The sequence below is a fragment of the Paraburkholderia sp. SIMBA_027 genome (assembly GCF_046535315.1).
Lineage (GTDB): Bacteria > Pseudomonadota > Gammaproteobacteria > Burkholderiales > Burkholderiaceae > Paraburkholderia > Paraburkholderia tropica.
Window position 1 is genome coordinate 67,998 of record NZ_JAWRWY010000016.1, and the last position, 17,645, is coordinate 85,642.

Below are 17,645 nucleotides of genomic sequence, written 5' to 3' on the forward strand. Positions count from 1 at the left end.
CCCCATGTCGAATGTACCCAAAAGACCTGCCTCGGGGCAGGGCAGCAACACCCCTTCCGGCGATGACGCCGCGCACGGCGGCGCGCGGGAAAAGCGCGGCGCGCAGAAGTACGGCGGCGCGCAGGGCGATACGCAGAAACCGGCGTCGCTGGACCGGCTCGCCGCGCTGATGGGCAGCGGCGCGCTCGGTGGCGCGCGCGTGCAGGATCAGCGTGGGAAACAGGCGCCCGCCGCGAAGCCGGCCGAGGCGCAGCCGCCGCGTGAAACACGGGGTGAAAAGAATGTGGCGCCGGTGGTGCCGCATGCGCCGGATCTGCCGGAGGCGCCTGCCGTGAAAACGCAGACGCCGGTGACGGCGCAAAAACCGTCGCCGGTTGCTCGGGCCGCTTCTCAAGCCACTTCTCAAGCCGCTTCTCAATCAGTTCCGCAGCCCGTTTCGCCGCAAACATCGCAGAAAACGCCGCAGAAAACGCCGCAGAAAGCCGATGCGCCTGCGCAAGCGCCGCGCGAGATTCGCGACGATCGCCAGGCGCCTCGCGCGCCCGCGCGTGATCAATCTCGGCGAGCGCCGCAAGGCGAGTCGCGGACGGGCGAAGCGCGTAACGCGGCGCATACGCCGCCACGTGCGCCGCAGTCGGGCGAGGCTTCGCGCGGCGGCGATCGTCAGCCGCGCGATCAACGTGAATCGCGCGAGCCACGCGAACCCCGCCCGCAACGTGAAGCGCGCGAACCCCGCGAACCCCGCGCCGAGCGCACGGAAACCCCGCGTGACCCGCAAGCCGCCGCTCAGCGCAAGCCGGCCAACGCCGCGCGTCCGGCCAAACCGCAAACCGAGCGCCCGCAGACGGCCCGCGAAGACCGCCCGCCGCGTCCCGAAGGCGAGCGCAAGGAGCGCCGCGAACGCGCGCCGCGCGCGAACGTCACGCCGAATCCGATCCCGCCGATCACCTTTCCCGAGGCGCTGCCGGTCTCCGGCCGCCGCGAGGAAATCGCACGCGCGATCGCGAACAATCAGGTCGTGATCGTCAGCGGCGAAACCGGTTCGGGCAAGACCACGCAGTTGCCGAAGATCGCGCTGTCGCTCGGGCGCGGTCTCGGCGCGGGCGGCTCCGGCCTGATCGGCCACACGCAGCCGCGCCGGATCGCGGCGTCGGCGACCGGTCGGCGTATCGCCGAGGAGCTGGGCACGCCGTTCGGCGAAGTGGTCGGCTACAAGGTGCGCTTCACGGACAATCTGGCGGCGGGCGCGTCGGTCAAGCTGATGACCGACGGCATTCTGCTCGCCGAGACCCAGACCGATCCGCTGCTCAAGGCCTACGACACGATCATCATCGACGAGGCGCACGAACGCAGCCTCAACATCGACTTCCTGCTCGGCTATCTGAAGGAAATCCTGCCGCGCCGGCCCGATCTCAAGCTGATCGTGACCTCGGCGACCATCGACGCGGATCGTTTCGCGCGCCATTTCGGCAGCGACGAAAAGCCCGCGCCGGTGATCGAGGTGAGCGGGCGTCTGTATCCGGTCGAGGTGCGCTATCGCCCGGTGCAGGAAGACAGTCCGGCCGTGAAGAACGCACAGGGCAGTGCGCCCGCGAAGAAATCGCAGCGCGACACCGACCGCGATTTGATGGACGCGATCGTCGACGCCGTCGACGAACTCTGCCGCGAAGGCTCGGGCGACGTGCTCGTGTTCCTGCCCGGCGAGCGCGAGATTCGCGACGCCGCCGAAGCGCTGCGCAAGCATCATCCGCCGCACACGGAAATCCTGCCGCTGTTCGCGCGGCTCTCGGCGCAGGAACAGGAGCGCGTGTTCAAGGCGTCGAACGCGCGCCGCATCGTGCTCGCGACCAACGTGGCCGAAACCTCGCTGACGGTGCCCGGCATCCGCTACGTGGTGGACACGGGCCTCGCGCGCGTGAAGCGCTATTCGTACCGCAACAAGGTCGAGCAGTTGCAGATCGAGTCGATCTCGCAGGCCGCCGCGAATCAGCGCGCGGGCCGTTGCGGGCGCGTCGCCGACGGCGTGTGCATCCGGCTTTACGAAGAGTCCGATTTCGTCGCGCGGCCGCGTTTTTCCGATCCGGAAATTCTGCGCTCGTCGCTGGCGGCCGTGATTCTGCGCATGAAGTCGCTGCATCTCACGGCGATCGAAACCTTCCCGTTCATCGAGCCGCCGCCGGGACGCGCGATCGCGGACGGCTATCAGCTGCTCAACGAACTCGGCGCGGTCGACGACGACAACGCGCTGACCACGCTCGGCCGCGAGCTGTCGCGTCTGCCGCTCGATCCGCGCGTCGGCCGCATGATTCTGGCCGCGCGCGACGAACAATCGCTGCGCGAAGTGCTGGTGATCGCGAGCGCGCTGTCGGTGCAGGACCCGCGCGACCGGCCGATCGAAGCGCAGGAGCAGGCCGATCAGGCGCATCGTCGTTTCGCCGACGAGCGCTCGGAATTCCTCCAGTGGCTCAAGATCTGGACGTGGTTCGAAGACGCCGTCGCGCACAAGAAGTCGAACAAGCAGCTCGTCGATGCGTGCCGCGCGAACTTCCTTTCGCATCTGCGTCTGCGCGAATGGCGCGACGTGCATTCGCAACTGCTCACGGTCGTGCGCGAGCACGGCTGGCGCATCAACCAGTCCGACGCGACCTACGAGCAAATCCATCATGCGCTGCTGACGGGCTTGCTCGGCAACATCGGTCTCAAGGCCGACGACGAACCGCATTACCTCGGCGCGCGCAGCATCAAGTTCCATCTGTGGCCCGGTTCGGCGCTCGTGAAGAAAGCGGGGCGCTGGGTCGTGGCGGCGGAACTCGTCGAAACGAGCCGTCTGTACGCGCGCTGCATCGCGAAGATCGAGCCCGAATGGCTCGAAAAAGTGGGCGCGCATCTGCTCAAGAAGTCGCTCTCCGAGCCGCATTGGGAGAAGCGCGCGGCGCAGGTCAGCGCGTTCGAGCGCGGCGTGCTGTACGGCTTGCCCGTGTATCAGCGACGCCGCGTGGCGTTCGGCAAGCAGGACCCGGCGCGCGCGCGCGAGTTGTTCATTCGCGGCGCGCTGGTCGAGGGCGAGTTCGACACAAAGCTGCCGTTCTTCGCGCACAACCGCAAACTGCTCGCCGACATCGAGCAACTCGAACACAAGTCGCGCCGCCAGGACGTGCTCGTCGACGACGAACTGATCTTCGGTTTCTACGATCAGGCGATTCCCGAGGGCATGTATTCGGGCGCGTCGTTCGAGCGCTGGTATCGCGACGAGGTGAAAAAGAGCGGGCAGTCCGAGGACAAGCTGCGTCTGCTGTATCTCTCGCGCGACGACCTGATGCGTCACGAAGCGGCGGGCGTGACGACCGATCTGTTTCCGAAGCGCATGACGATGTCGGGCGTGGGGATGGCGCTCACGTATCACTTCGAGCCGGGCTCGCCGCGTGACGGCGTGACGCTCGCGGTGCCGCTCTACGCGCTCAATCAGGTCGATGCGCGCCGCTGCGAATGGCTCGTGCCGGGCATGCTCAAGGAGAAGGCGCAACTGCTGCTGAAGTCCTTGCCGCAGAAGCTGCGCCGCCATTGCGTGCCGCTGCCCGAGTACGCGGCCGGTTTCGCCGATCGCGTGAGTGGCGAGCGCTTCGGCGCGGGCGGGCTGCTGGAGGCGCTGATCATCGACGTGCGGGAGCAGAAACAGCTCCAGTTGAAGTCCGCGGATTTCAAGCTGGAGACGCTGCCCGCGCATCTGTTCATGAACTTCAAGGTGATCGACGAGCACGGTCGCCAGCTCGCGATGGGCCGCAATCTCGCGCAGTTGCGCGCGGAACTCGGCGCGCAGGCGCAGCAGCAGTTCCAGAAGCTGGCGAGCGCGACCGCGCTGGCAGCGCTGGAAACGCACGCGCAGGGCGCGAAGGACGCGAAGGATGCAAGCGGCGGCGCTGCCGCCGGCGCAGTGCCGAACGCGAGCGCGCCGAAGAAGGCCAACGCGCCTCACACGCCCGCTTCGAGCGACGCGTCGCCCGCCACTGCGCTCTACGAAAACCTCACGACCTGGAATTTCGGCAAGTTGCCCGAACTGCTGGAAATCCGCCGGGGCGGCCAGACGCTGTTCGGCTATCCGGCGCTCGTCGACCGCGCCACGCATTGCGACGTGGAAGTGTTCGATTCGCCCGAGGAAGCGGCGCGGATTCATCGTGCCGGTCTGCGTCGTCTGTTCGCGCTGCAGTTGCGCGAGCCGATCCGCTATCTGGAGAGGAATCTGCCGGGTCTGCGCGAAATGGCGATGCAGTTCATGGCGCGCGCCACGCAGGAGGAATTGCGCGATCAGCTCGTCGAACTCGCGCTCGATCGCGCCTGCCTGCAAGATCCGCTCCCCGACGACGAAGCGAGTTTCCATGCCCGCAAGGACGAAGGGCGCGGACGGCTTTCGCTGCTCGCGCAGGAAATCGCGCGGCTCGTCGGGCAGATTCTGGCGGAATTCGCGTCGGTGTCGAAGAAGCTCGTGGCGGCGAAGGCGTTCGGCGCGCCGGCCGCCGACATGCAGGCGCAGCTCGACGCGCTCATCGGCAAGCGCTTCATTCTGGAGACGCCGTACGCGCAGCTCGTGCATTTCCCGCGCTACCTGAAGGGCATCGCGCTACGCATCGACAAGCTGCGTGCCGATCCCGCCCGCGACGCGCGCCAGGCTTCGGAATTCCAGCCGCTCGCGCAGCAGTATCAGCGCGCGCTCTCGCAGCGCGGCGGCGTGTTCGACGCGCGGCTCGCGGAGTTCCGCTGGCTGCTCGAGGAGTTGCGGATTTCGCTCTTCGCACAGGAATTGCGCACGCCGATGCCGGTCTCGGTGAAGCGCCTGTACAAAGTGTGGGAATCGATGCAGCGATGAGGCCGATCGCGTAGTCGTCACGCTGATTTTTGCGGGCCATAACAATCATGACAATCGGCCCGCAAAGGCAGAAGAAAAAGACGAAAAAGGCGGGAGCGGGGCGCGAAATTTCGCGCCCCGTTGTATTTCATGGGCCCTACGTCAACCTTGCGAAGCGGTAAGCGTTCTACAATCACGGATCTGCCTGGGAACGACTCTTCATGCGTAAAAACGAATTCCGCCGTGCCGCCGGTCGCTTTGCCAAACGCGCCGCCGTGTTTGCCTCCTCCGCGCTGGTCGGCGCCGCGCTGGCCACGGCCATGCCGAGTATCGCGCACGCGAACAACATCATCGTGCTGAACTCCGGCGAAGCCACGCTGAGCCTCATCGACGACAAGACGCACGAAGTCGTCGGCACCGTGCCCACGGGCAAGGAGCCGCATCACCTGTTTCCCACGCCCGACAATACCTCGCTGATCGTCGCGAATTCGGTGTCCAACAATCTGCTGTTCGTCGACCCGAAAACCGGCAAGGCGCAGCGCTGGATCGAGAACATCGAAGACCCGTATCAGCTCGGTTTCTCGCCGGACAACAAATGGTTCGTGACCACCGGCCTGCGTCTCGATCGCCTCGATATCTATCACTACGGCGGCGCCGGTAATTTCACGGTCGCGAAGCGCCTGCCGCTCTCGGCCATGCCCAGCCACCTGGCGTTCACGAAGGACAGCAATATCGTGTTCGTCTCGCTGCAGGTGTCGGGCGAGATCGCGGCCGTCGACCTGCCCACGCAGAAAGTGCTCTGGAAAATGAAAGTGGGCGCCGCGCCGGCCGGCCTGTGGCTCACGCCCGGCGACAAATACCTGCTCGTCGGCATGACGGGCGCCGACTACGTCGCGGTCGTCGACTGGCGCAACCAGAAGGTCATCAAGACGATTCAGGTGGGCAAGGCGGCGCACAACTTCCGCTCGATGGTGGACGGCCGTCACGTGCTGGTGTCGAGCCGCGTCTCGAACGTCATCAGCATTCTCGACGAGGAGTCGCTGGAGAAAGTGGGCGAGATCAACGGCCTGCTGCCCGGACCGGACGACATGGAGCTCACTGCCGACAAGCGCTATCTGTGGGTCACGTTCCGTTTCGCGAAGCGCATCGGTCTGATCGACATGCAGACGAAAAAGCTCATCAAGACGATTGCCGTGGGCCGCTCGCCGCACGGTATCTACTTCTTCGACCGCGCGCCGGTCATGTCGCCGAACGGCGCGTGACAACCGGCGGACTCTGCTAGCGTTTGCCCATGCTCGCGTTGCTGAATTCCGGCATTCAATGGCTCGCGTCCGGCGCCGACGACTGCGTGTCGTGGCTCCAGACGCTGGTCTACGTGAACGTCCTCCAGCCGTTGCTGTTCCGCTTCGGTCTGATGAACGTGGACGAAGACACGTTCGACGCGCTCTATTGGGTGATCGTCGGCGTGCTGGAAGTGGGCGTGATGTACGCGCTGCTGCGTCCGCTCGAAGCGCTGATGCCCGCGGAAAAATGGCAGGACCGCAAGGGCGTGGGCGTGGACGCCGTCTACACGTGGATCACGCGGCTCGGCATTCTCAATCTGCTGTTCTTCTTCGCCATGCAGCCGGTGTTCGACCGCGCGCAGGGCTGGCTGCGTCTGCATGGCGTGATGAGCGTCGATATCGACAATCTCTGGCCCGGCGTGACGACGCAGCCCATCGTGGCGTTCGCGATCTATCTGATCGTGCTCGACTTCTTCGGCTACTGGTATCACCGGCTCTCGCATCGCTACGGCATCTGGTGGGAGCTGCACGCCGTGCATCACAGCCAGCGCCGGATGTCGTTCTGGTGCGATAACCGCAACCATCTGCTCGACGTGCTGATGCAGTCGTGCATGTTCGCCGCCATCGCGCTCGTGATTGGCGTGCCGCCCGCGCAGTTCGTGGTGCTCGTCGCGCTCACGAACTTCGTGCAGAACGTCCAGCACGCCAATATCCGCGCGCATTTCGGCTGGCTCGGCGAGCGGCTGATCGTGAGTCCGCGCTTTCATCGCCGCCATCACGCCATCGGCTATGGCCACGAAGGCACCACCTACGGCTGCAACTTCGGCGTGCTGTTTCCGTGGTGGGACATGCTGTTCGGCAGTGCGTCGTTCAATCGCGAACTCGAACCCACGGGCATTCGCGACCAGCTCGAAGGCGTGCGCTACGGCGAGGGATTCTGGGCGCAGCAGGGGCTGGCGTTCGGGCGCATCGCGCGCCGGCTTGGCGCACGCGGGCGCAACAAGGCCGCCGCCCGCGACGATACTTCCGTTGCCTGAGCGCTTCGCGCCGCCTTCCGGCGCTGCGCTTCATGACTTCTTGACGAAAGCGCTACGCTCCACGTGCCTGCGCCGCGCCTGCGCTCGTTTCGCCCGAGCGGCGCGCCGTGGTTTATGCTGTCGTTTTGTCGCAGTGACGCCACCGGTTTCGTGACGCTTCCCTGTCTCTCCGCTACTTTCCCGCTCGCATGAACGACTTGCTGCGCTCGCTTGGCCGCGCGCTTTCCGGCGTGTTCCATCCCGCCATGCTGCTCCTGACCATCGTGCCGTTCCTCGTGGCGGCGGGGGCGTGGGGCGTCGTGCTCTATATCTTCTGGCAGCCGCTCATCGACGCGGTGCGGATCACGTTCGAAAACTGGCCGGCGATGTCCTGGCTCTATCACGTCTTCGACGCGCTCGGTTTCGGCGCGCTGCGCAGCATGATCGGGCCGTTCGTGGTCATCATCCTGTCGATTCCGCTCATCGTCATCACGGTGTTGCTGCTGATCGTCGCCGTGGCGATGCCGCGTGTCATTCGCCATCTCACGGCGCGGCAGTATGCCGGCCTGGAGCCGCGGCGCGGCGGCAGCTGGTTCGGCAGCATGGCGCATTCGCTCTGGACCACGCTGCTGTGCATCGTGTTGCTGATCGTGACGCTGCCGTTCTGGTTCATTCCGCCGTTCTGCGTGCTCGTGCCGCCGCTGCTGTGGGGCTGGCTCACGTATCGCGTGATGACTTACGACGCGCTCGCGCTGCACGCAAGCGCCGAGGAACGCCGCGAGATTGTGCGCCGCCATCGTCTGCCGCTGCTGGCGATCGGCGTGGCGAGCGGTCTGCTCGGCTCACTGCCGACGGCGATCTGGGTCGCGTCCGCTTGGCTCGTGCTGCTTTTCCCGGTGGTGGCCGCGCTGACCATCTGGATCTACGCTTTCATTCTGGTGTTCACGGCGCTCTGGTTCGGTCATTACTGCCTGCGCGCGCTGCAGCGCCTGCGTCACGAAGAGACGCAGCATAGCGGGCACGACATCACCATCGTCCACTGAACTCCTTCATCTCATTTCCTCGACGAGGCAACTCATGGCATTTGGCGTCATCATCATCGGCGACGAGATTCTGTCCGGCCGTCGCACCGACAAGCATCTGCCGAAGGTCATCGAACTGCTCGGCGCGCGCGGCCTCGCGCTCGACTGGGCCGAATACGTCGGCGACGATCCGGCGCGCATCACGGCCACGCTCAAGCGGTCGTTCGAATCGGGCGATATCGTGTTTTCCACGGGCGGCATCGGCGCGACGCCCGACGACCACACGCGCCAGTGCGCGGCGGCCGCGCTGGGCCTGCCGCTCGCGCTGCACCCTGACGCCGAGGCGGCGATCAGCGAGCGTATCCGCGACATGCACACGGGCGCCGATCCGATCGATTTCGCGTCGCCGGAGAATCTGCATCGCTTCCAGATGGGCACCTTCCCGCAGGGCTGCGAGATCATTCCGAACGGCTACAACAAGATTCCGGGCTTTTCGATTCGCGAGCACTATTTCGTGCCGGGCTTTCCGGTGATGGCGTGGCCGATGATCGAGTGGGTGCTCGATACGAAATACGCGCATCTGCATCATCAGACGCCGCATGCGGAGAAGTCGCTGCTGGTGTTCGAGTTGCCGGAATCGACGATCACGCCGCTGATGGAGCGTATCGAGCACGATTTTCCGGGCGTGCGCGTGTTCAGCCTGCCGAGCGTGGGCGACACGGAGCGCGGCGGCATTTACGCGCGTCGGCACATCGATCTGGGTGTGAAGGGCGAGCCCGAGGCGGTGGCGGCGGCGTTCGTGAAGCTGCGCGAGGGGGTGCACCTGCTGGGCGGCGATGTCGTGGAGCCGCCCGAGGCGGGCGAGGACGCGCCGGATCGCGAGCGTCGCAGCGGTCCGCGCGCCGGGTTCTGAGTTTGCGAGGTGCTCGAAGCGCTTGAGGCGCTTGAGGCGCTTGAAGGGCACGCCAACCGCATCATCGGCGTGTCATATGGGGCGCTCAGAGTGGCCCGCTGGACGGACGCCGCGCGTGCGGGCCGGTCGGGCGGGCGGTTTGAGTCGGGACGAATCAGGCGCCGAGCCAGGGCAGGCCGCGGAAGCACCATCCCGTGACCGACTTGCGATGGCCTTCGGCGTTCTTGTCGCCTTCGAAGCCTTCGAGCAGGTCGTAGGCGTGCGTGAAGCCGGCTTTGGCCGCTTCGATGGCCGCGAGCTTCGAGCGGGCCGCGCTGCGGCAGAGGAACAGCACGGGCGCGTCGGTGTCGCTGACGGCGCTCTTGAGCTGGGCGATGAAGTCGGTGTTCGGCACGCCGCCCGGGTAGCGTGTCCATTCGACGTGGGCATACTGGCCGTCGCCGATCACGGGGCGGCCCACCCAGTCGAGTTCGGCGCGCGTGCGCACGTCGACGAGCCGGGTACGCGGATCGAGTTGCAGAAGCTCGAACGCCTCGGCGGGCGACAGTGCGCCGGCGTAGGGCAACTGGTTCTCGACGCGGCGCTGGTCGGCCTGGGCGTGCAATTGTTCGAGCGTACTCATGACAGCGGATCTCCTCGGATGCGTGATCGGTCCAAAGAATCATTCTAGCGCGCTGCATGAGTGCGGGAACCCCGCATTGCGGGGCATACTCGCGCAACGACGGCGCGCGCATGACCGCTTGCGGGGCGGCGTCATCGCAATGCCGGAAGGGCGCAGGCAGTCCGCTCGCGCGGCCGCAAGGTTTTTGCGCAATCGTGGTGCAAGAATGCCGTTATGCACCATAATGAAGTGAGTTTTACGCGCCAAATTCGGGATCGCACGAAATTGGTGCATGAAGGCGCCCCGGTCGTCGAGCCTGCTCGCCGACGAGGCGCGGTTTTTTCGTCCAGGTGCGCGTCGGCATTGGGTTTGTGCCAGGCTGGCGCTTACTTGGCACGGAAGCTGCTTTATCTGTCGCGATCGTTCGCAGCCGGTCTGCGCAAGCGGGCCGGGCAGCAACCGGCGACTAACAAGGATTGGGACGGCGGCAGCGTTCGCCGAAATCGTTAATCAGGAGAATAGGTTATGAGTAAATCCGTGGCCGACGTCATGCAACTCGTCAAGGACGAAGACGTCAAGTTTGTCGACTTCCGCTTTACCGACACGCGCGGCAAGGAGCAACACGTCTCGGTTCCGCTGTCGCACTTCGACGAAGACAAGTTCGAGTCGGGTCATGCATTTGACGGTTCGTCGATCGCCGGCTGGAAGGGCATCGAAGCCTCGGACATGCTGCTCGTTCCGGATGCGAACACGGCCTTCATCGACCCGTTCTACGAAGAGTCGACGCTGGTTCTGACCTGCGACGTGGTCGAGCCGGCTGACGGCAAGGGCTACGAGCGCGACCCGCGCTCGCTCGCCAAGCGCGCTGAAGCGTACCTGAAGAGCACGGGCCTCGGCGACACGGCCTTCTTCGGTCCGGAACCCGAATTCTTCATTTTCGACTCGGTCCAGTGGAACACGGACATGTCGGGCTCGTTCGTCAAGATCGGCTCGGAAGAAGCACCGTGGTCGTCGAGCAAGGAATTCGAAGGCGGCAACACGGGTCACCGTCCGGGCGTCAAGGGCGGCTACTTCCCGGTCGCGCCGGTCGACACGTTCCAGGACATCCGTTCGGAAATGTGTCTGCTGCTCGAACAGATCGGCATCCCGGTCGAAGTGCACCACCACGAAGTCGCTGGCCAGGGCCAGAACGAAATCGGCACGAAGTTCTCGACGCTGGTTCAGCGCGCGGACTGGACGCAGCAGATGAAGTACATCATCCATAACGTGGCGCACACGTATGGCAAGACGGCGACGTTCATGCCGAAGCCGATCGTTGGCGACAACGGTTCGGGCATGCACGTTCACCAGTCGATCTGGAAGGACGGCCAGAACCTGTTCGCAGGCAACGGCTACGCAGGTCTGTCGGAATTCGCGCTGTTCTACATCGGCGGCATCATCAAGCACGCTCGCGCGCTGAACGCCATCACGAACCCGTCGACGAACTCGTACAAGCGTCTGGTTCCGCACTTCGAAGCACCGGTCAAGCTGGCTTACTCGGCACGCAACCGTTCGGCGTCGATCCGTATTCCGCACGTCTCGAACCCGAAGGGCCGCCGTATCGAAACGCGCTTCCCGGATCCGATGGCCAACCCGTACCTGTGCTTCTCGGCACTGATGATGGCAGGTCTGGACGGCGTGCAGAACAAGATCCATCCGGGCGAAGCCGCCGACAAGAACCTGTACGACCTGCCGCCGGAAGAGGATGCAAAGATCCCGACCGTCTGCGCCGGCCTCGACCAGGCTCTGGAAGCGCTCGACAAGGATCGCGAATTCCTGACGCGCGGTGGCGTGTTTACGGATTCGATGATCGACGCCTACCTCGCACTGAAGGAAGGCGAACTGCAACGCGTGCGCATGACGACGCACCCGGTCGAGTTCGAACTGTACTACTCGCTGTAAAGCGCGCTGTAATCGACGATGGCGCTTCGCTCGCAACCGCGCAGCGAAGTGTCCATCCGACATCGGCGATCGGTCACGAAGGGACGGCGGTGCCGTCCCTTTTTCGTTGGTCCGCTCGCCGCGTTGCCGTCACTCAACGACAGGGACAGAGAGCCGGTGCGCCGCGTGGCGGCCGGCCATGCAAGATGGTGCTCAAGAATCTGATCAAGGCAAGAAAGGGCCACGCGGAGCCGCTTTCGGACGACGCGCCGCTCGTCGAGTCGGGTCTCTTGCCCGGCTTCGAGGCGCTGCCCACCGTCGTGCTCGTGCTCGACAAGCGCAGCCTGCGTGTGGCGTTCGCGAACCCCTCGGCCGAGGCGATGCTCGATCTGTCGCGCCGGCAGCTTTCGCAGATGGTGTGGTCCGATCTGTTCTCGAATGCCGACGAACTGCTCGAAACCATCGCGTCGATTGCCGCACACCGCTTTCACGCGACGCGGCTCGACGCCTCGCTCGAACGGCCGGGCCGTGAATCGCTGCATGTGCATGCGATCGTCGGCTTTCTGGAGAGCGCGCCTGACTACGTGCTGCTCGAACTGTTCGAGAACGAGCGGCATATCCGCACCGACCGCGAGGAGCGCATTCACGACCTCGCGACGGTCAACAAGCATCTGATCCGCAATCTCGCGCACGAAATCAAGAATCCGCTCGGCGGGATTCGCGGCGCGGCGCAACTGCTCGAATTCGAACTCGGCACGCTCGAGCGTGGCGAGTTGCGCGAGTACACGCAGGTGGTCATCAAGGAGTCGGACCGTCTGCAGACGCTCGTCGACCGGCTGCTCGAACCGCATCGTCATCCGCACATCGTCGGCGACGTGAATATTCACGAAGTCTGCGAGCGCGTGCGTGCCGTGATACTCGCGGAGTTTCCGCGCGGCCTCACGATCGAGCGCGATTACGACGTGAGCGTGCCCGACCTGCGCGGCGACAAGGAGCAACTGATTCAGGCGCTCCTCAACATCGTGCGCAACGCGGCGCAGGCGCTGCGCGAACGCATTTCGCAGGGCGACGCGCGCATCGAATTGCGCACGCGCATCGCCCGCAAGATCACGATTTCAAAACGCCTGTGCAAGCTGGCATTGGACTTGCATATCATCGACAACGGCCCCGGCATTCCCGAGGATATTCGCGACCGCATCTTCTATCCGCTCGTCTCCGGACGCGAGGATGGCAGCGGTCTCGGCCTCACGCTCGCGCAGACTTTCGTGCAACAGCACGACGGCCTGATCGAAGTGGAAAGCCGGCCCGGTCATACCGAGTTTCAGATTTTGCTGCCGCTCGACAACTGATCTCACGACCCGCAAGCCACCAAGACTTCTGACCGACCTTATGAAGCCGATCTGGATAGTTGACGACGACCAATCGATTCGCTGGGTGCTCGAAAAAGCACTCGCACGCGAAAATTTCGCAACCCGCAGCTTCTCGAACGTGCGCGAAGCCGCGAGCGCGCTCGACCACGACAGCCCGCAGGTGCTCGTCTCCGATATCCGCATGCCAGGCGGCTCGGGGCTCGAACTCCTGCAGACCGTGCGCGAGCGTCTGCCGGGACTGCCCGTCATCATCATGACGGCGTTCTCCGACCTCGACAGCGCGGTGGCCGCGTTCCAGGGCGGTGCATTCGAATATCTCGCCAAGCCCTTCGACGTCGACAAGGCTGTCGAGCTGATTCGCCGCGCCGTCGACGAAAGCATGCGCGGTGAACAGCAGTGGGACGACCGTCCCGCCGAAGCGCCCGAGATGCTGGGCCAGGCGCCCGCGATGCAGGACATGTTCCGCGCGATCGGCCGCCTCTCGCATTCGGCGGCGACCGTGCTCATCACGGGCGAGTCGGGCACCGGAAAGGAGCTTGTCGCGCGCGCCTTGCACCGACATAGCCCACGCGCGAACGGTCCGTTCATCGCGCTGAACACCGCGGCCATTCCGAAAGATCTTCTGGAATCCGAACTGTTCGGCCACGAGCGCGGCGCGTTCACGGGTGCCCAGGCGATGCGCCAGGGCCGCTTCGAGCAAGCCGAGAACGGCACGCTGTTTCTCGATGAAATCGGCGACATGCCCTTCGATCTGCAAACGCGTCTGCTGCGTGTGCTCTCGGATGGCCAGTTCTATCGCGTGGGCGGTCACAATCCGCTGCGCGCCAACGTGCGCGTGATTGCGGCAACGCACCAGAATCTCGAAACGCGCGTGCGTCAGGGGCTGTTCCGCGAGGACTTGTATCACCGCCTCAACGTGATCCGCCTGCGTCTGCCGGCGCTGCGCGAGCGCAGCGAGGATATCCCGCTGCTCACGCGTCACTTCCTGCAAAAGAGCGCGCGCGAACTGGGCGTGGAACCCAAGCGCGTGTCGGACGAAGCGCTCGCGTATATGTCGTCGCTGCCGTTTCAGGGCAACGTGCGCCAGCTCGAGAATCTCGCGAACTGGCTCACGGTGATGGCGCCCGCGCAGACCATCGAAATCAAGGATCTGCCGCCTGATCTGCTGCCGTCGCATATCGCGGCGGGCGAGGGCGCGGCGGGTTCGGGCGAACTGGCCAGCGCCGGCGCGGCCGCATACGATGGCGCGGCGGCGGGCGCCGGTGCCGTGGGCGGCGTGCCGGGCGCGGCGAGCGTGCCGGGATTCGGCGGCGCGGCTGGCGCAGCCGTGGGCGGTTTCTCCGCGGCGAACGGCGTCGCCGCTGCGGCGGCGCTCGCGGTGAGCGTGTGGGAAAGCGGCCTGCGCACGGAGGTCGCGCGCCTGCTGCGCGAAAACAGCGCCGACGTCATGGACGAACTTTCGCGCCGTTTCGAAGCGGCCGTGATCCGCGAGGCGCTGGACTTCACGCGCGGGCGCAAGGTCGAGGCCGCCGAGCGCCTCGGCATCGGCCGCAACACCATCACGCGCAAGATCCAGGAATTGAATCTGGAATAAGCAGGGCACGGTGCATCGGCTCCAGGCGGGCCGATGCACCGTACGCGTGCCGGCTCACGCGCTGGGGCATAATCGACGCTGGTTTCTTGCAGACGATCGAACATGCCCGTGATTTCTCCCTGGCCCGCCGAGGCCGATCCCTTTCTCTCCCTCGAATCGCTCGACGACCCCGCCGCCATGACGTGGGTCGAGGCGCAGAACGCGCGCACGCGTGCTGCGTGGCAGGGCGGCGCGCGCTTCGACGCGCTGGAGAAGCGCCTCGCGCAAGCCTATCTGCCGCGCGAACGGCCGGTGATTCCGAGCCGCTGGCTCGAATGGGCCTACGATCTCTGGGAAGACGAGGACAATCCGAAGGGCCTGTGGCGCCGCGCGAAATGGGCCGACTGGCGCGCGCATCAACCGGTGTGGGAAACGCTGCTCGACTTCGATGCGCTCGGCGCGGCGGAAGACATGCCATGGGTCTGCGCGGGCATCGACATTCTGTATCCCGATGGCGACCGCGCGCTGATCCAGCTTTCCGATGGCGGCGCCGACGCCGTCACGGTGCGCGAGTTCGATCTCGAACGGCGCGTGTTCGTCGATGGCGGTTTCTGCATCGAGAAGGAAGGCAAGCACACGATTTCGTGGATCGATCGCGACACGGTTTACGTCGGCTGGGATCACGGCAAGAAGACGCTCACGCGCTCGGGTTATCCGCGCGAGGTGCGGCGCTGGACGCGCGGCACGCGCCTCGTCGATGCGCCCGTGGTGTTTCGTGGCGAGTTCGACGACATCAGCGTCGAGGGCGACTACGATCCGGTCGAGCAACGCCACGACGTGGTGCGCGCGGTCGACTTCTTCGATTCCCATACCTATCGCCTGGATGAGCGCGGCGAATGGCAACTCTATGACGTGCCTGCGCACGTGGCCGTGGGCGCGTGGCATGGCTGGCTCATGCTCGAACCGCGTCTCGACTGGACGATCGGCACGCACACGTATGCGGGCGGTTCGCTGCTCGCGATCCGCGAGGACGCGTTCGTGGCCGGCGAGCGCACGTTCACGCCGCTCTTTACGCCGACGCCCGTGACGTCCGCATGTGACTGGACCAATACGAAAAACGTCTTGATCGTGTCCTGGCTCGACGACGTGCAAAGCCGCACGATGCTCTGGCAGCCGATCGAGCACGAAGGCGCGTGGACGTGGCATTCGCGCCGCTTTCCGGGCCGCGCGAGTTCGCAGGTCGATGTCTCGCCGATCGAGGACACGCTCAACGATGAAGTGTTCGTCGACGTCGACGACTATCTGCTGCCGCCTGAATACTGGCTCGCCGATCTCGCGCAGCAGGATCTGCAGAACTGGGAATTGCTCGACCGCTGGCCCACGCAATTCGACGCCGGGCCGTTCACGGTGATCCGCTCGCACGCCCGCTCGGCCGACGGCACGATGGTGCCGTTCACGGTCGTCGGTCCGCGCGCCGCGCTCGAAGGCGACGCCCGCAAGCCGCTGCCGTGTCTGCTGACGGGTTACGGCGGGTTTTCGATCGCGCTGACGCCGCAGTATCTCGTGGGCTCGGGCATCGGCTGGCTGGAGCAGGGCGGCATCGTCGCGATCGCGCATATCCGCGGCGGCGGCGAATACGGCACGGCGTGGCACGTACAGGCGCAGCGCGAACATCGGCAGCGTTCGTTCGACGACTTCATCGCCGTCTCGCAGGCGCTGGTGTCGCAAGGCCATACGAGCGCGCCGCAACTCGGCATCAAGGGCGGCAGCAACGGCGGGCTGCTGGTCGGCGCGTGCATGGTGCAGCGGCCCGAGCTGTTCGGCGCGGTGGTGTGCGAAGTGCCGCTGCTCGACATGGAGCGTTATCCGCTGCTGCACGCGGGCGCATCGTGGATGGACGAATACGGCGATCCCGAGGATGCCGAAGAAGGCGCCGCGCTCGCGGCGTACTCGCCGTATCAACGCGTGAAGCCGGGCATTGCGTATCCGCCGGTGCTGTTCACGACCTCGACGAGCGACGATCGCGTGCATCCCGCGCACGCGCGCAAGATGGTCGCGCGCATGCAGGAGCAGGGGCACGCGAACGTCTGGTATCTGGAGAACACGGAAGGCGGCCACGGGCCGGGCAGCGATTCGCTGGAACGCGCGCAGTACGATGCGCTCGTTTATCGCTTCCTGTGGACCACGCTCGGCGGAACGTGGTGAAAGATCAGCGTGAAGCGCGCGTGCGCCTCACGTTAGCCGCGCGCGCTTGAGTCTTCGCGCGCGGTCATACGGCGCGCTCAGCCCGCGAGCGTGACTTCGGCGATGACCGGCGTGTGGTCGGACGGCTGCTCCCATTTGCGCGGCACCTTGTCGACTTCGCACGCGATGAGCGTGGTCGCGAGCGCGGGCGAAAGCAGAATGTGGTCGATGCGCAAGCCCGCGTTGCGACGGAACGCGAACATGCGGTAATCCCACCACGTAAAGAGTTTTTCCGGCTGCTCGAACTGGCGGAACGCATCGACGAAACCGAGCGCGATGAGCCGCTGGAACTGCGCGCGCTCCTCGGGCGAGACGAGATTCTGGCCTTCCCACGCTTTCGGGTCGTGCACGTCGCGGTCTTCGGGCGCGATGTTGTAGTCGCCGAGCAGCGCGAGCTTCGGATACTGCTGCATTTCTGCGGCGAGCCAGTCGTGCATCGCGTTGAGCCAGTCGAGCTTGTACGCGAATTTTTCGCTGCCCGGCGCCTGACCGTTCGGGAAATACGCGCACACGATGCGCGTGCCTTCGACCGTCACGGCAACCACGCGCTGCTGCGGATCTTCGAAGCCGGGAATATTGCGCACGACGCTGCTTTCGTCGACGTTCAGGCCGTCGCGCACGAGAATGGCCACGCCGTTATAGGTCTTCTGGCCGGTGAACCAGCTGCGATAACCGTGCGCTTCGAGTTCGGCGCGCGGGTATTTATCGTCGGTGAGCTTCAGTTCCTGAAGACAGAGCACGTCGACCTTGCTCTCGCCGAGCCAGTCGATAACGTGCTGCAAGCGGACCTTCAGGGAATTGACGTTCCAGGTGGCGATTTTCATGAGTTGCTGAACAGGTAATGAGCGCGGTGAAGCAGGCGC

The 17,645-nt window shown here is 65.3% G+C and carries 11 protein-coding genes; 9 read left to right on the forward strand and 2 right to left on the reverse strand.

Annotated features, from left to right (window positions below; all coding sequences use genetic code 11):
• The first annotated feature begins 4 nt into the window (after positions 1 to 4).
• The 5 genes from hrpA (at position 5) to SB764_RS27965 (ending at position 9,074) form a co-directional block, all read left to right on the forward strand.
• On the forward strand, positions 5 to 4,861 hold the full coding sequence (gene hrpA, locus SB764_RS27945; RefSeq protein ID WP_410865751.1) for an ATP-dependent RNA helicase HrpA: 4,857 nt from the start codon (positions 5 to 7) through the stop codon (positions 4,859 to 4,861).
• A 200-nt stretch (positions 4,862 to 5,061) separates the two neighbouring features.
• Positions 5,062 to 6,102, forward strand: coding sequence for a beta-propeller fold lactonase family protein (locus SB764_RS27950; protein WP_065060300.1), 1,041 nt, complete (start codon positions 5,062 to 5,064; stop codon positions 6,100 to 6,102).
• 29 nt (positions 6,103 to 6,131) lie between these two features.
• Complete coding sequence (locus SB764_RS27955) at positions 6,132 to 7,160, forward strand: sterol desaturase family protein (protein ID WP_321902275.1); 1,029 nt, start codon at positions 6,132 to 6,134, stop codon at positions 7,158 to 7,160.
• Positions 7,161 to 7,348: 188 nt separating this feature from the next.
• Positions 7,349 to 8,182: an EI24 domain-containing protein gene (locus SB764_RS27960; RefSeq protein WP_065060298.1), complete on the forward strand. Its 834-nt coding sequence runs from the start codon at positions 7,349 to 7,351 to the stop codon at positions 8,180 to 8,182.
• Positions 8,183 to 8,216: 34 nt separating this feature from the next.
• On the forward strand, positions 8,217 to 9,074 hold the full coding sequence (locus tag SB764_RS27965) for a competence/damage-inducible protein A (RefSeq protein ID WP_110328255.1): 858 nt from the start codon (positions 8,217 to 8,219) through the stop codon (positions 9,072 to 9,074).
• A 154-nt stretch (positions 9,075 to 9,228) separates the two neighbouring features.
• On the opposite strand, the gene SB764_RS27970 is transcribed toward SB764_RS27965, so the two are convergent.
• Positions 9,229 to 9,696, reverse strand: coding sequence for a rhodanese-like domain-containing protein (locus SB764_RS27970; RefSeq protein ID WP_065060296.1), 468 nt, complete (start codon positions 9,694 to 9,696; stop codon positions 9,229 to 9,231).
• Between the two features lie 504 nt (positions 9,697 to 10,200).
• Between SB764_RS27970 and glnA the strand changes: the two genes are divergently transcribed.
• The 4 genes from glnA to SB764_RS27990 all read left to right on the forward strand — a co-directional run bounded on the left by glnA (position 10,201) and on the right by SB764_RS27990 (position 16,743).
• Positions 10,201 to 11,616 (forward strand): type I glutamate--ammonia ligase, encoded by a 1,416-nt coding sequence (gene glnA / locus SB764_RS27975; RefSeq protein ID WP_065060295.1) that lies wholly within the window; start codon positions 10,201 to 10,203, stop codon positions 11,614 to 11,616.
• 185 nt (positions 11,617 to 11,801) lie between these two features.
• The gene (gene glnL, locus SB764_RS27980) at positions 11,802 to 12,944 is read left to right on the forward strand and encodes a nitrogen regulation protein NR(II) (RefSeq protein ID WP_065060294.1); all 1,143 of its coding nucleotides are present in this window, start codon (positions 11,802 to 11,804) and stop codon (positions 12,942 to 12,944) included.
• Between the two features lie 40 nt (positions 12,945 to 12,984).
• Positions 12,985 to 14,559 (forward strand): nitrogen regulation protein NR(I), encoded by a 1,575-nt coding sequence (ntrC, locus tag SB764_RS27985; protein WP_110328256.1) that lies wholly within the window; start codon positions 12,985 to 12,987, stop codon positions 14,557 to 14,559.
• 102 nt (positions 14,560 to 14,661) lie between these two features.
• Positions 14,662 to 16,743 carry a prolyl oligopeptidase family serine peptidase gene (locus SB764_RS27990; RefSeq protein ID WP_110328257.1) on the forward strand — a complete coding sequence of 694 codons (2,082 nt, stop codon included), beginning with the start codon at positions 14,662 to 14,664 and terminating at the stop codon, positions 16,741 to 16,743.
• Between the two features lie 77 nt (positions 16,744 to 16,820).
• Here SB764_RS27990 and xth read toward each other — a convergent pair whose 3' ends face one another.
• Positions 16,821 to 17,606, reverse strand: a complete 786-nt coding sequence (gene xth, locus SB764_RS27995; RefSeq protein ID WP_336751867.1) for an exodeoxyribonuclease III — start codon at positions 17,604 to 17,606, stop codon at positions 16,821 to 16,823.
• Positions 17,607 to 17,645: the final 39 nt, after the last annotated feature.